The organism is Vibrio sp. MOR3 (assembly GCF_001557775.1).
Taxonomy (GTDB): Bacteria; Pseudomonadota; Gammaproteobacteria; order Enterobacterales; family Vibrionaceae; genus Vibrio; species Vibrio jasicida.
Genome location: NZ_LNRD01000025.1, coordinates 38703 through 53068, shown reverse-complemented (window position 1 = coordinate 53068; position 14366 = coordinate 38703). Strand labels below are relative to the sequence as shown.

The 14366-nt window shown below is 45.7% G+C and carries 11 protein-coding genes and 1 pseudogene; 8 read left to right on the top strand and 4 right to left on the bottom strand.

Annotated elements, in window-relative coordinates:
* The 4 genes and pseudogenes from tuf to ATB76_RS25925 all read left to right on the top strand — a co-directional run.
* Positions 1–137: pseudogene (gene tuf, locus ATB76_RS27820) on the top strand (elongation factor Tu); the annotation flags it as partial.
* A 337-nt stretch (positions 138–474) separates the two neighbouring features.
* Positions 475–663, top strand: coding sequence for a bacterioferritin-associated ferredoxin (locus tag ATB76_RS25935; protein ID WP_038873712.1), 189 nt, complete (start codon positions 475–477; stop codon positions 661–663).
* A gap of 74 nt (positions 664–737) precedes the next feature.
* The gene (bfr, locus tag ATB76_RS25930; RefSeq protein WP_038873709.1) at positions 738–1214 is read left to right on the top strand and encodes a bacterioferritin; all 477 of its coding nucleotides are present in this window, start codon (positions 738–740) and stop codon (positions 1212–1214) included.
* Positions 1215–1421: 207 nt separating this feature from the next.
* Positions 1422–2699 carry a malic enzyme-like NAD(P)-binding protein gene (locus tag ATB76_RS25925; protein ID WP_038873706.1) on the top strand — a complete coding sequence of 426 codons (1278 nt, stop codon included), beginning with the start codon at positions 1422–1424 and terminating at the stop codon, positions 2697–2699.
* A 107-nt stretch (positions 2700–2806) separates the two neighbouring features.
* Here the strand turns inward: ATB76_RS25925 and metJ are convergent, their stop codons facing one another.
* Positions 2807–3127, bottom strand: a complete 321-nt coding sequence (metJ, locus tag ATB76_RS25920; protein WP_038873704.1) for a met regulon transcriptional regulator MetJ — start codon at positions 3125–3127, stop codon at positions 2807–2809.
* Between the two features lie 229 nt (positions 3128–3356).
* Here metJ and ATB76_RS25915 point away from each other — a divergent pair, with 229 nt between their 5' ends.
* From ATB76_RS25915 to metF, 3 genes are all read left to right on the top strand, one after another.
* Positions 3357–4517 (top strand): O-succinylhomoserine (thiol)-lyase, encoded by a 1161-nt coding sequence (locus ATB76_RS25915; RefSeq protein WP_038876053.1) that lies wholly within the window; start codon positions 3357–3359, stop codon positions 4515–4517.
* Positions 4518–4535: 18 nt separating this feature from the next.
* On the top strand, positions 4536–6944 hold the full coding sequence (locus ATB76_RS25910; RefSeq protein ID WP_038873699.1) for a bifunctional aspartate kinase/homoserine dehydrogenase II: 2409 nt from the start codon (positions 4536–4538) through the stop codon (positions 6942–6944).
* A gap of 271 nt (positions 6945–7215) precedes the next feature.
* Entirely contained in the window at positions 7216–8118 is a 903-nt protein-coding gene (gene metF, locus ATB76_RS25905) for a methylenetetrahydrofolate reductase (protein ID WP_038873696.1), read from the top strand.
* Positions 8119–8188: 70 nt separating this feature from the next.
* Here the strand turns inward: metF and ATB76_RS25900 are convergent, their stop codons facing one another.
* The 3 genes from ATB76_RS25900 to argE all read right to left on the bottom strand — a co-directional run bounded on the left by ATB76_RS25900 (position 8189) and on the right by argE (position 13217).
* On the bottom strand, positions 8189–8728 hold the full coding sequence (locus tag ATB76_RS25900; RefSeq protein ID WP_038873693.1) for a PadR family transcriptional regulator: 540 nt from the start codon (positions 8726–8728) through the stop codon (positions 8189–8191).
* A 438-nt stretch (positions 8729–9166) separates the two neighbouring features.
* The gene (gene ppc, locus ATB76_RS25895) at positions 9167–11800 is read right to left on the bottom strand and encodes a phosphoenolpyruvate carboxylase (RefSeq protein ID WP_038873715.1); all 2634 of its coding nucleotides are present in this window, start codon (positions 11798–11800) and stop codon (positions 9167–9169) included.
* A 280-nt stretch (positions 11801–12080) separates the two neighbouring features.
* Complete coding sequence (argE, locus tag ATB76_RS25890) at positions 12081–13217, bottom strand: acetylornithine deacetylase (RefSeq protein ID WP_038876055.1); 1137 nt, start codon at positions 13215–13217, stop codon at positions 12081–12083.
* A 144-nt stretch (positions 13218–13361) separates the two neighbouring features.
* Here argE and argC point away from each other — a divergent pair, with 144 nt between their 5' ends.
* Positions 13362–14366 (top strand): N-acetyl-gamma-glutamyl-phosphate reductase, encoded by a 1005-nt coding sequence (gene argC / locus ATB76_RS25885; protein ID WP_038876056.1) that lies wholly within the window; start codon positions 13362–13364, stop codon positions 14364–14366.

The window sequence follows — 14366 nt, the reverse complement described above, 5'->3', positions numbered from 1 at the left end:
TGGTAATGCCTGGCGACAACATCCAAATGGTTGTTGAACTAATCGCTCCTATCGCAATGGACGAAGGTCTACGTTTCGCTATCCGTGAAGGTGGCCGTACTGTAGGTGCTGGTGTTGTTGCTAAGATCTTCGCATAATTCTTAACGAATTGAGCAAAATCTTGCACTCTTCTTCTTCTTGAAGAAAGCGCTAGAAAAAGGGAAGCTAAGGCTTCCCTTTTTTATATCTGCTATTCCTCTTTTCAATATGGTTATAAGCCAGTCATTCTTAGTCATGCGTTTTGTTTATGAAAAACATGACCTTATTTTTACCTAACTTCCTCTTCTTTTTTAGTACCCCTCTAAGTCACTGAAAGCCGCCAAAATCGTTCAAATCGTTATAACAAAACGTTCTGTAATTCGCTTTAATACAACTGGTAACAAGAACGATTCTTGTTTATATTTCATTCCATAGTGAAATTTAAAGGTAGTGAATATGTACGTTTGTCTTTGCCATGGCGTCTCTGACAAGAAAATTAGGAAGTTGGCGATAGATGAAGGCGTAACAGATATAAAAGGAATTAAAAGATGTACGGCATTGGGAAGTCAATGCGGCAAGTGCATCAAGCAAGCGAAAGAAATTTTAGCTGAAACTGAATACCTAATGCTGAAACAAGCTAGCTAAATATTAGCTGAGCCTTTTTGACACCTTCTCATTTGCTTCTACATTTAAATGAAGCCAAAGAGGAGGGCTTTGCCATGAAAGGCGATCCAATCATTATTCAACATCTCAATAAGATACTCGGTAACGAGCTCGTCGCGATCAACCAATATTTTCTGCATGCCCGTATGTATAAAGACTGGGGATTAAAGCATCTCGCAGATAAGGAATACCACGAGTCGATCGATGAAATGAAACATGCTGATCACTTGATCGAGCGTATTCTGTTCCTTGAGGGGTTACCTAATTTACAAGACCTCGGCAAACTTATGATCGGTGAAGATACCAAAGAAATGCTTGAGTGTGACCTTAAACTTGAGATGGCCGCCATTCCAGATTTGAAAGATGCCATCGCTTACGCTGAGGATATTCGCGATTATGTCTCTAGAGATCTGTTTCAAGATATTCTTGAAGACGAAGAAGAGCACGTTGACTGGCTTGAGACTCAACTCGGTTTGATCCAGATGTCAGGTATAGAAAATTACCTACAAGCACAATATGTCGATGAAGAGTGAGATTATATTTCGCTGTTTTCCTATCCAAACCAAGTGATAAAAAGAGCACCTGACCTGTAAACAGGGTGCTCATCACTAATATCTGGTCTAATCTCTTTTATTATCGGCCCTTTTAAGGATATCGCTCGCAATCTAGCCTATGAAGTTTGACTTCTATCCTTTAGAATTTATTCCCCCTTACCGAAAAATAACAAAGAGAAACGATCCATGTCTGAAGACAATCGCCAAGAAGTCACCCCAGAAGAAGAACGCCGCCAACAAGCATTGGATTACCATGCATATCCAACCCCAGGAAAAATTGCCGTAGAGCTAACTAAGCCTGCTGAAACTGCAAATGACCTTGCTCTTGCATACAGCCCTGGTGTTGCAGAACCTGTACGTGAAATCGCACAGAACGCTGACAACGTGTATAAGTACACAGCGAAGGGCAACATGGTTGCGGTTATTTCTAACGGCACGGCTATTCTTGGTCTTGGTAATCTTGGCCCGCTGGCTTCTAAACCAGTAATGGAAGGTAAAGCGCTATTGTTCAAACGCTTTGCTGGTTTAGACTCAATTGATATCGAAGTAAAACACCGCACGATCGATGAATTTGTCGACACAGTAGCAAACATTGCTGATACATTCGGTGGTATCAACCTAGAAGATATCAAAGCACCAGATTGTTTTGAGATTGAAAAGCGTCTGATTGAGCGCTGTGACGTGCCAGTATTCCATGACGATCAACACGGTACAGCGATCGTAACGGCAGCAGGTATGTTGAATGCAATCGAGCTGCAAGGTAAGAAGCTCGAAGACTCAACGATTGTTTGTTTAGGCGCGGGTGCGGCGGCAGTCGCGTGTATGGAGCTGTTGATCAAATGTGGCGCGATGCGCGAGAAGATCTACATGCTGGATCGTAAAGGGGTGATCCACACGCGTCGTGATGATCTCAATGAATACAAACAGCTGTTTGCTAACAACACAGATAAGCGCACGTTGGAAGATGTGATTGAAGGTGCAGATCTTTTCTTGGGTGTATCGGGTCCAAATCTACTACCTGCAGAAGCATTGAAGCTCATGGCAGACAAGCCAGTTGTGTTCGCATGTTCAAACCCAGATCCAGAAATCAAACCTGAATTGGCTCACGAAGTGCGTGATGACTTGATCATGGGTACAGGTCGCAGTGACTACCCGAACCAAGTAAACAACGTATTGTGTTTCCCATTCATCTTCCGTGGCGCATTGGATGTTCGTGCAAGCGAGATCAATGATGAAATGAAACTGGCTGCGGTTGACGCGATTCGTGAATTGGCGAAAGAGCCAGTACCGGAAGCGGTATTAAAAGCAGCTGGCGTCGATAAGCTAGAGTTCGGAACTGACTACATCATTCCAAAGCCAATGGATTCACGCCTACTACCACGCGTGGCAAAAGCGGTGGCTCAAGCTGCGGTTGACTCTGGTGTGGCACGTATTGAAATGCCAGAGAATTACATGGCTCAATAGTGGTAAAGTAAAATTTAAAAATAAAAAAGGGACGCTCTCGCGTCCCTTTTTTTGTTCTTGGAAACCGTCCCCAGCACAGCTTCTATCATCGACGAATTTGTAAGCAATTATTCTTCGTCGAATGCTTCGAATTCGATTCCCATCGCTGTCATGATTGCTTTTGCTTCGGTAGGAATATCGTCTGGACGGTCTTTACGCAAATCTTCATCAGTTGGCAGTGGTTGACCTGTGTAAGCGTGTAGGAACGCTTCACACAGTAGTTCACTGTTAGTCGCATGGCGTAAGTTGTTGATCTGGCGGCGTGTTCGCTCATCAGTCAGCACTTTTAAAACTTTTAGCGGGATTGAGACGGTAATCTTTTTCACTTGTTCGCTTTTTTTACCGTGCTCAGCATACGGGCTAATGTATTCGCCATTCCAGTCAGCCATTGCGCACCTTCATTAATGTAATAAGTTAGAAAAATAAATATAGGTGCTGATTTTAGCTGCATTTACTGCCATAAGCAAAGACATATAGACGTCTAGAAGTGTTGACGTCTCATTTTTAGACAAGTAAAGTGAGGTTAATAGTTAGGGAAGAGTGTTAATCAATTGAGCAATACAAGCTAGATATAGCGCATTCCCATTTAGATGTCACCACCCGTGAAAGGATACACCCATGAGCACCCGTAAGCCTGCGACCATTGCTGTACGCACTGGTATCGAGTCAGACAGCCAATACAACGCTGTTGTACCACCTATTTACCTTTCTACTAACTATGGCTTCCCTGCATTTGGTGAAGTGCCTCAATACGATTATACCCGTTCTGGTAACCCTAACCGAGGCTTACTAGAGCAAGCATTGTACGAGCTTGAATCAGGCAAAGGAGCGGTTGTTACTAACTGTGGTACATCAGCATTAAACCTTTGGGTATCGACGTTTCTTGGTCCTGATGATCTAATTGTAGCGCCGCACGATTGCTACGGCGGTACCTATCGTCTTTTCAATACTCGTGCGAGCAAGGGTGATTTTAAAGTGCAGTTTGTCGATCAGTCGGATCAGCAAGCTCTTGATGCGGCGATTGCGAAAAAACCAAAGCTTATCTTGCTAGAAACACCGTCAAACCCGCTTGTGCGCGTGGTCGATATTGCCGCTGTGTGTGAAAAGGCAAAACAAGTCGGTGCACTGGTTGCCGTGGACAATACCTTTTTGACACCTGTGTACCAAAAGCCTTTGGAGCTAGGTGCGGATTTTGTTATCCACTCTACGACGAAATACATTAACGGTCACTCCGACGTTATTGGTGGTGTGGTGATCACTAAGAGTGAAGAGCATGCAGAAGAGCTGGCGTGGTGGGGCAATTGCATTGGGGCGACGGGAACACCATTCGACAGTTACATGACATTAAGAGGAATTCGTACGCTGGGTGCGCGAATGCGAGTTCATGAAGAAAGTTCTCAAGATGTACTTGCTTACTTACAGACTCAATCGTTAGTTGCACAGATTTATCACCCAAGTTTGCCAGAGCATCCTGGACATGACATCGCCAAGAAGCAGCAATCCGGTTTTGGCTCTATGTTGAGCTTCGAATTCGCAGGATCATTTGAACAGCTCAAAGTGTTTGTAAAAGAGCTGGAATTGTTTTCGTTAGCTGAGTCCTTGGGTGGGGTTGAAAGCTTGATTTGTCATCCTGCATCGATGACACATCGCGCGATGGGGGAAGCGGCATTAGCTGAAGCTGGTGTTTCTCAACAGTTACTGCGCTTATCCGTTGGTCTTGAAGATGCACAGGATTTGATCGCCGATCTTGAGCAAGCATTTTTAAAAGCAGCACAGTAATCGGGAGAGAGAAAAGTCATGAGTGTACAACGTCAGCTGCATAAATTTGGCGGCAGCAGTTTAGCCAACCCCGAATGCTATTTACGTGTGGTTGAAATACTAAAAGAGTATTCAGCCGAAAATGATTTAGTCGTGGTGTCTGCGGCAGGGAAAACCACCAATCGCTTGATCGAGTTTCTTGAAGGTTTAGATAAAGACGGTCGTGTTGCGCATGAAGCATTACAAAGCTTGAGACACTTCCAAACTGAATTGGTAGAAGCTTTGTTAACAGGTGAGGCACAGACGCAACTGCTTGCTTCCCTTCAAGATGAATTCAGTACTCTAGCAGAGTTAACGGCTCCGTTAACAGAAGCTCAAAAAGCCGCAGTGCTTGGACATGGTGAGGTATGGTCTTCACGCTTACTTGCTGCATTGCTGTCGCAGCAGAGTTTGCCTGCGGTTGCACAAGACTCTCGTACCTTTTTACGTGCAGAAGTAGGTACACAGCCAGAAGTCGACCGCGCTCGTTCTTACGCTCTAATTAAAGAAGCATTGGCACAACATAATCATCAGCGAGTGATTATCACAGGTTTTATGGCACAGAATGAGGCGGGAGAGACAGTACTGTTAGGCCGTAATGGTTCTGATTACTCGGCTACGGTCATTGGTGCACTGGCAGAAGCTAGTACTGTTACTATTTGGAGTGATGTCGCAGGTGTGTATAGTGCGGATCCACGTTTAGTCTCTGATGCATGCTTGTTGCCCCTACTGCGTTTAGATGAAGCAAGTGAACTTGCTCGCTTAGCTGCTCCGGTATTGCACAGTCGCACGCTTCAACCTGTTGCTCAAAGTACGATGGATTTGAACCTCAAATGCAGCTATCAACCGGAGTCTGGCTCAACCCGAATTGAGCGTGTATTAGCATCTGGTCGTGGCGCTAAAATCATTACCTCTCTTGATGAAGTGTTACTCGTGCAACTTTCATTTGTGCATGGTCATGATTTTGAGCGAGCGCAGAAAGAAGTGTTGCAAGCGTTAAAGCGCGCTCAATTAGAGCCACTAGCATTTGAAGCGCAAGAAGACCAACAAACATTGCGCTTAGCGTACACGTCCGAGATAGCCGGTGGTGCATTGGCTTACCTTCAAGAGTTGGCGGTTGAAGCTGAAATTAAACTGAAAGAGGGTTACTCACTGCTCGCAGCGGTAGGTGCAGGGGTCACGAAAAACGCCAATCATTGCTTTGGTTTTTATCAGCAGTTAAAAGACTCTCCGGTTGAATTTATCTCAGAGGCACAATCAGGGCTGAGTCTCGTCGCAGTATTACGCCGAGCCGAAGTGGAAGAGTTAGTACAAAGTATTCATAGTCAGCTGTTTCAAGCGCAAAAGCGCGTAGCGGTTGCCTTGTGTGGTAAAGGTAATATTGGTTCAAGTTGGTTATCACTGTTCGCAGAGCAAAAAGAAGAGCTCGAAAAACGCCACGGCATGAGCTTTGATTTAGTGGCGGTGGTAGATAGCCAAACTTACTGGTTTGATGAAAACGGGATTGATGCAGCAACGGTTGCTCAGCGCTTTGATGATGAAAGCATAGAGAATGATAGCAATTGGCTAACTAAGCTCGGTGCGATTCAAAATTTCGACGAAGCGGTGGTACTGGATGTCACTGCGAGTAAAGATCTGGCGGCACGTTATGTAGAAATTGCACAGCAAGGTATTCATCTTATCTCGGCGAACAAGGTGGCAGGTTCAGCTGATAGTCAGTATTACCATCAAGTACAAGATGCTTTCGCTAAGATTGGCCGTCATTGGCTATACAACGCGACGGTTGGTGCGGGGCTACCAATAAATCACACCGTTCGAGATTTGCGTGAAAGCGGTGACGAGATTGTCGCACTGTCGGGTATCTTCTCAGGTACGCTATCTTGGCTATTCCAACAATTTGATGGTTCGGTACCATTTACTGAACTAGTCGACTTAGCATGGCAGCAAGGTTTGACTGAGCCCGATCCTCGCTCAGATTTAGATGGTTCTGATGTGATGCGAAAGTTGGTTATCTTAGCTCGTGAGTCTGGTTTGGATATTGAACCTGAAAGTGTGAAGGTCGAATCGTTGGTACCAGAAGAGTTGCGAGATTTGAGCCTAGACGCTTTCTTTGACCAAGGTGATACCTTAAGTGAAATCCTGCAAGAGCGCCTAACTAAAGCTCAAAGAAACGACCAAGTGCTACGTTATGTCGCCCGTCTCGAGCGTAACGGTAAAGCAACGGTAGGAGTTGAGGCACTATCACGAGAGCATGCTTTAGCGAACTTACTACCGTGTGACAACATTTTCGCAATTGAGAGTAAATGGTACAAAGATAACCCGTTAGTGATTCGTGGTCCAGGCGCAGGACGTGAAGTGACGGCCGGTGCGATTCAATCTGATCTTAATCGCCTAGCTGGCTTATTCTAAATCTTACTAAGCCCAATTTTGCGAACTACCACAAAACCTCGGATGGCTTCCGGGGTTTTTTATTGTCTTGATAATGCCATACTGAATCACAGAGTTAGGCGATGAGGTTGTCACTTAGGAACTTGAACTATCCTAATTATTAACTTGAGAAAAATTCATAATCACAAGGTTGACATTAAATCGTATTCAATACATTCTGGAGACATATAGACGTCTAAACGTCGATTTAAGGATTTTGATTTCGTGGTGGAGTTGCCACAGGGAGAGTAAGATGGGATACACACATGCAGGGCATATCGATGCCTTAAACCAGAATATCGCTGAACTATCAGACAATATCAACGTCTCATTTGAGTTTTTCCCACCAAGCAGTGAAAAGATGGAAGAAACACTGTGGAACTCAGTGCACCGCCTTAAAACTCTTCAACCGAAATTCGTTTCTGTTACTTATGGCGCAAATTCAGGCGAGCGTGACAGAACCCACTCTATCATCAAAGAAATCAAAGCAGCGACGGGTCTTGTTGCTGCGCCTCACCTAACGTGTATCGACGCAACTCGTGATGAATTGATCGACATTGCTGACGATTACTGGAATAACGGTATCAAGAACATTGTTGCGCTGCGCGGTGATATTCCACCAGGTGGTGGTGCGCCAGATATGTATGCGTCAGACTTGGTAGAGCTGCTTAAAGCACGCCATGATTTTGATATCTCAGTGGCAGCATTCCCAGAAGTACACCCAGAAGCGAAAAGCGCACAATCGGATCTGCTTAACTTAAAGCGTAAGGTTGAAGCAGGGGCAAACCGTGCAATTACCCAATTCTTCTTTGATGTGGAATCTTACCTACGCTTCCGTGATCGCTGTGTAGCGGCAGGGATTGATGTAGAAATCGTTCCGGGGATCTTGCCTGTATCAAACTTCAAACAAGCGTCTCGCTTTGCGGCGCAGAACAACGTGAAAGTGCCGGGTTGGATGAGCAAACAGTTTGAAGGTTTGGATGATGATCCTGTGACGCGTCAGCTTGTTGGTGCTAGCCAAGCGATTGATATGGTGCGTGTCTTAAGCCGTGAAGGCGTGAAGGACTTTCACTTCTACACACTTAACCGTGCAGAGATGACTTATGCACTATGCCACACGCTCGGTGTTCGCCCACAAGTCGCAGTAGGCGCTTAATACGTTTTCCCCAGATAGACAAAAGGCTTGCCCATCGGCAAGCCTTTTTCGTTTTATTCAAAGCGACGAATTAGCCAATCACTTCAAGTTCTGTTAGCACTTCTTCTGCCCAGTTAATCCACGCTTCACGTAGCATTAAGTTACGACGAAGTGTTAGACGCTCTAGTCGTGCTTGTTTGTCTAGTGTTGATGGTGTTGCGTAGTACGCGGCTTCAATCTCTTTGTAATGAGAAACCAGTTTACGAGACTCTTCCACAAGTTCAGAAAGTTGGTCACGAAACGGTGTCGCAGGTTGCACTGCACAAGCCATTAGCTTAGCAGAGAACTCATCACGTACTGTTGGGTGTGCTGTTGGTTGATCGAACCACTCACCTAATGCGCCACGGCCAGCGTCAGTAATTGAGTAAACCTTACGGTCAGGTTTGCCTTCTTGCGGTTCAAGTACGCAAGTAACCAGCTCTTTCTCAGCCATTTTGTTTAGTTCACGGTAAACTTGTTGGTGACTTGCTTTCCAGAAGTAACCGATGCTAGCTGAGAATTCTTTAGTGATGTCGTAACCGGTTGCGTCGCGAGTGCTAAGAACAGTTAAAATTACGTGTGGTAATGACATGTCTTCAATCCAAATGGTCAATAAACTTGTAAACAAGCTACTTACACTTTCATTTGCGCTCTTTCTGACGCTTGAGTTTTTTATGTGTAAATAGCACCAACAATGTTGGTCCTGTCACCTTAAAGCCGTTTATCACCTAGAGTGATGGGTGTTTCCATCGAGCTGGAGCCTATTTGATTGGATTTGTGAGCTTCCAGCAGGCAAGTAGTATATAAATAATAAGCATGAAGTGGAATAGTAGGACAAAATTACCCAAAAAAACTAATAAAATACTCAATAGTGTTTTTGTGTAGTGTTTTATGTTGTTTGGTGGGGACTTTTTGTTTTTTTCTTGGATTAAATATCTGGTTGCGTATTGCTCAAATAGTAGAAGTGATTGGTTAGTAGTAACAAAGGCTGAGTATTAACTCAGCCTTTGGTTCTTTATGCGTAGCTTGGTTAGCCTGTGTTACGCATACCAGCTGCAATACCTGCAATGGTTACCATCAGTGCTTCTTCTAAGTTTGCAGAAGATTCTTCAGTCTGGCGAGTACGGTACAGCAATTCAGCTTGAAGCATGTTCAATGGCTCTACGTAGATGTTACGTAGGCGAATGGATTCTAGGCCCCAAGGATCGCTTTGCATCAAGTTCTCGTTGTTTTCTACGTTCAGGACAGACTTAATGTCCTGTTGAAGTTGATCTCGTAAGCGATCACCCAGCGGTTGAAGCTGCTCCTCAACTAAGCGCTGATCATAGTAACGAGAGATATCCATGTTGCACTTGGTGTACACCATCTCAAGCATACCTAGGCGAGTCGAGAAGAATGGCCATTCACGACACATTTCTTCCAGTAGTGCCTGATGGCCTTTGTCTACTGAGTATTGAATCGCTTCACCAGCCCCTAGCCATGCTGGAAGAACCAAACGGTTTTGGCTCCAAGAGAAGATCCAAGGAATCGCACGTAAACTTTCCACGCCACCGTTCGGGTTACGTTTTGCAGGGCGAGAACCTAGAGGCAGTTTACCTAGCTCAAGTTCAGGTGTTGCTTGGCGGAAGTAAGGCACGAAGTCTGGCTCACCACGAACGACGCTACGGTAGGCTTCACAGCTCACCTCGGACAGCACATCCATTAAGTCACGCCACTCTTGTTTAGGCTCTGGTGGCGGCAGTAGGTTCGCTTCTAGGATTGCACTTGCATACAAGTTGAAGCTGTTGACTGCGACATCAGGTAGACCTAGCTTAAAGCGGATCATCTCACCTTGTTCGGTTACGCGCAGACCGCCTTTCAGGCTCTTAGGTGGTTGAGATAGTAGTGCAGCGTGAGCCGGCGCGCCACCACGACCAATTGTACCGCCGCGACCGTGGAATAGTGTGAGTTCAACGCCTTCTTCTTCTGCAACCTTAACCAGTGAGTCCATCGCATGGTATTGCGCCCAACCTGCTGACATTACGCCTGCATCTTTTGCAGAGTCAGAGTAGCCAATCATCACCATTTGGTGGTTTTGGATAAAGCCGCGGTATAGATCAATGCCCATCAGCTGCTTGATTACCGCTTCTGCGTTGTTCAAATCGTCTAGTGTTTCGAACAGTGGACATACGTCCATGCGGTAAGGGCACCCCGCTTCTTGTAGCAGTAGATGCACGGCAAGTACGTCAGAAGCGGTACGTGCCATTGAGATAACGTAAGCACCAAACGCTTCGCGAGGTTGTGCTGCCACAATCTTACAGGTATCCAAAACCTCTTTAACTGGCTCTGATGGCTCCCAGTCGCGAGGTAGAAGAGGGCGCTTAGATGCAAGTTCGTTGGTTAAGAAAGCAATCTTGTCTTGCTCGCTCCACTGCTCATAGTCGCCAATGCCTAGGTAACGAGTCAATTCAGAAAGCACATCAGCATGACGAGTACTTTCTTGACGAATATCGAGACGAACTAGGTGGATACCGAAGGCTTTAACGCGGCGCAGCGTATCCAGCAGTGAGCCGTTGGCAATCACGCCCATGCCACATTCGTTTAGCGATTGGTAACACGCGTAAAGTGGTTCCCAAAGCTGCTCTACTTTTTGCAGAGGTGCTTTGACTGCCAATTTCTGGCCGTGAACTTTCGCGTCTAGAATGTCTTTAGTTTCGTTCAATAGTGAGCGAAGTTGTTTCAGAATCGCACGGTATGGTTCGTGTTGATCTTCACCTGCAAGCTCACGAACTTTATCGTTGCACACTGTCATTGACAGTTCGCTGATCAGTTCGTTGATGTCGTTAAGATATAGGTCAGCTGCTTTCCAGCGAGATAGAAGCAGCACTTCACGAGTCACGCTGTGGGTTACAAATGGGTTACCGTCGCGGTCACCACCCATCCAAGAAGAGAAGTGCACTGGGCGAGCATCAATTGGCAGACCTTCGCCAAGGTAAGATTTCAGGCGGTCGTTCATTTCACGTAAGAAGTCAGGTACGGCTTCCCATAGTGAGTTTTCGACCACTGCAAAGCCCCATTTAGCTTCATCAAGCGGTGTCGGGCGCTGCTGACGGATAACGTCAGAGTGCCAGCTTTGAACGATAAGTTGCTCAAGGCGACGTTCAGTTTTCTTACGCTCTTTGAAAGAGAGATCGCTCAGCTCAAGCTTAGATAGACACTCGTTGATCTTCACCAGCTTATTGATCATGGTTCGACGAGTGATTTCGGTCGGGTGCGCAGTTAGAACCAATTCAATGTTCAGGTCGCGAACCGCTTGTGCCGTGTCTAGCTTGCTCACATCATTTTGCACCAGCTTTGAGAACAGCGAGTTAATTGCGTCAGGTTCGCAGATATGCTCTTCACAATGGCGTGAAATGGTGTGGTATTGCTCAGCAATATTGGTCAGGTTTAGAAATTGGTTGAACGCGCGGGTCACGGGCGTCAATTGCTCATCTGGCAAGCTTTTAATCTCTTCGATTAAGCTGTCTCTGTCAGCATTATTTCCAGCTTGAGCCGATTTGGATAATTTACGAATGGTTTCCACTTTCTCGAAGATTTCTTCGCCGTGGGCATCACGAATTGTGTTGCCCAGTAAGTGGCCCAGCATGCGCACATTGCTTTTGAGTGCGGCGTATTTCTCGTTCATTGTCATCCTGCCTCGTAAAAAAACTACATCCATTGTCCTTGTTAAGACTCCAATCTAGCGAAAAGCACCAGTTCTAGTCAAATAAAGCACGCATAGATTGCAATTATTCCACTTCTCTCCTGATTTAGAGCAAAAATAGGTCAGCTTATCGAAGGAGAAGTGAAAATTAATTACAAAATAACGCTCTAAAAGAAGGATATAGCGTGCTAGAGGGGGGCGTGGCGCAGATAACAAAATGCAACTCAATCGAGCTGCATTGTGAGGAAAGTACAGAATGCGACTAACAACAATATTTCACCATCGCACGTGACAGCACATCGATGGTTGGGTCAATAAAGTCGAAAGAGAGGAATTCATCTGGCTGGTGGGCTTGGTCAATCGAGCCGGGACCTAAAACCAGTGTTGGACACAACTGTTGAAGAAATGGTGCTTCAGTACAATAGTTAACGGTTTCTGAACTGGTTTGGCAGATCTCTTCTACACCACCGATAAATGGGTGGTCGTGTTGGCATTCGTACCCCGGAATTGGCTCGTGCAGGGGAATGATTTCTAATCGCCCTGGCCATTTCGCTTCCACTTCTTTCAAGGCTCCGCGCAGCATGTTCTCTAAACCATCAAGGCTAATACCAGGAAGAGGACGCACGTCATAATGCAGTTCGCAGCAACCGCAAATCCGGTTTGCACTGTCACCGCCATGAATATGACCGAGGTTTAGGGTAGGGCTTGGAATGGCAAAACCAGGGTGGTGGTACTCTTTCACTAGCTTGTCACGCAGTTGCATCATGGCAAACATGACCTCATGCATGATTTCAATGGCGTTGACACCAAGTGCCGGATCCGATGAGTGACCGGATTTACCTGTTACGCGAATAGCATTTGCCACATGTCCTTTGTGACCTCGAATGGGTACAAGGCTGGTGGGTTCACCAATGATGCAGTAATCCGGTTTAAAAGGTGCGTTCTCAGTGAAATGACGCGCACCCAGCATGGTGGTTTCTTCATCACAGGTCGCCAACACATACAGCGGCTTGGTTTGTTTACTCCAGTCGACTTTCTTTACCGCTTCATAAATAAAGGCAAAGAAGCCTTTCATATCCGCAGTACCTAAACCGTAAAAGCGGTTGTCTTTCTCGGTCAGCTTATGTGGGTCAAAACTCCAACGTCCTTCATCAAATGGAACGGTATCACTATGGCCTGCGAGAAGTAAGCCGCCTTCACCTTCACCCATACGTGCGATCATATTGTGTTTGCCTGGTTCCACTTCGATCACTTCAACACTAAAGCCAAGATCTTTAAACCAAGATGCCAGCTTCTCGATCACTTTGGCATTGCCTTGATCCCAACTTGGATCGGTTGAGCTTATCGAAGAGGTACTGATCAGTCCTTCATAGACCTCTAGAAAACTTGGTAATTGCATGGATTCTTCAATTCTCCTGTTGACAGACAGAGCACAAAAATGTAAAACACATATTAAATCATATTTATTGAATAAAAAATCAAAATAAAGCAAAAATTAAATATGAATAGTCATTTTCAGCCTTAAGTATATGGATGTCATGTAATGCTAAAAACCACGATTATCGGAGCCAGCGGCTACACCGGCGCAGAGTTGGCTTTAATGGTCAACAAACACCCTGAACTCACGCTATCAGGTTTATACGTTTCCGCCAATAGCGTAGATGCAGGAAAGAACATTGCTCAATTGCACGGCAAGTTAGCGGGTGTGATTGATATGCCAGTTTCGCCGCTGACTGACCCTGAGCAGGTTGCTCAAGCGTCAGATGTGGTCTTTCTGGCTACAGCACATGAAGTGAGCCACGACTTAGCCCCAATTTTCTTAGAGGCAGGCTGTCAGGTATTCGATTTATCCGGTGCATTCCGTGTGAAAAGCGAAGGCTTCTACAACACCTTTTATGGCTTCGAACATCAATATAACAACTGGCTAGATAAAGCTGCATACGGCTTAGCAGAGTGGAACCAAGAATCAATAAAAACCACTCCTTTGATTGCAGTGGCAGGTTGCTACCCAACCGCTTCACAGCTTGCAATCAAACCTTTATTAGAACACGAATTACTGGATACCAACCAATGGCCTGTGATTAACGCAACCAGTGGTGTATCAGGTGCAGGGCGTAAAGCTTCCATGGTTAACAGCTTCTGTGAAGTGAGCTTGCAACCTTACGGTGTCTTTAACCATCGTCACCAACCAGAGATTGCTCAGCATTTGGGCTGCGATGTGATTTTTACTCCACACCTAGGCAACTTTAAGCGCGGCATTCTTGCCACGATCACCATGAAACTTTCGCAAGGCGTGACGGAAGCACAAGTGGCGAAAGCGTTTGAACAAGCTTACCAAGGCAAGCCTGCGGTTCGTCTTAAAGGTGATGGTATTCCACGTATTCAGGATGTCGAAAATACCCCTTTCTGTGATATCGGCTGGAAGGTTCAAGGCGAACACATCATTGTGATTTCGGCTATCGACAACCTACTTAAAGGTGCATCGAGTCAAGCGATGCAATGTCTCAATATTCATTACGGTTACCCAGAACTGACAGCGTTGCTGTAG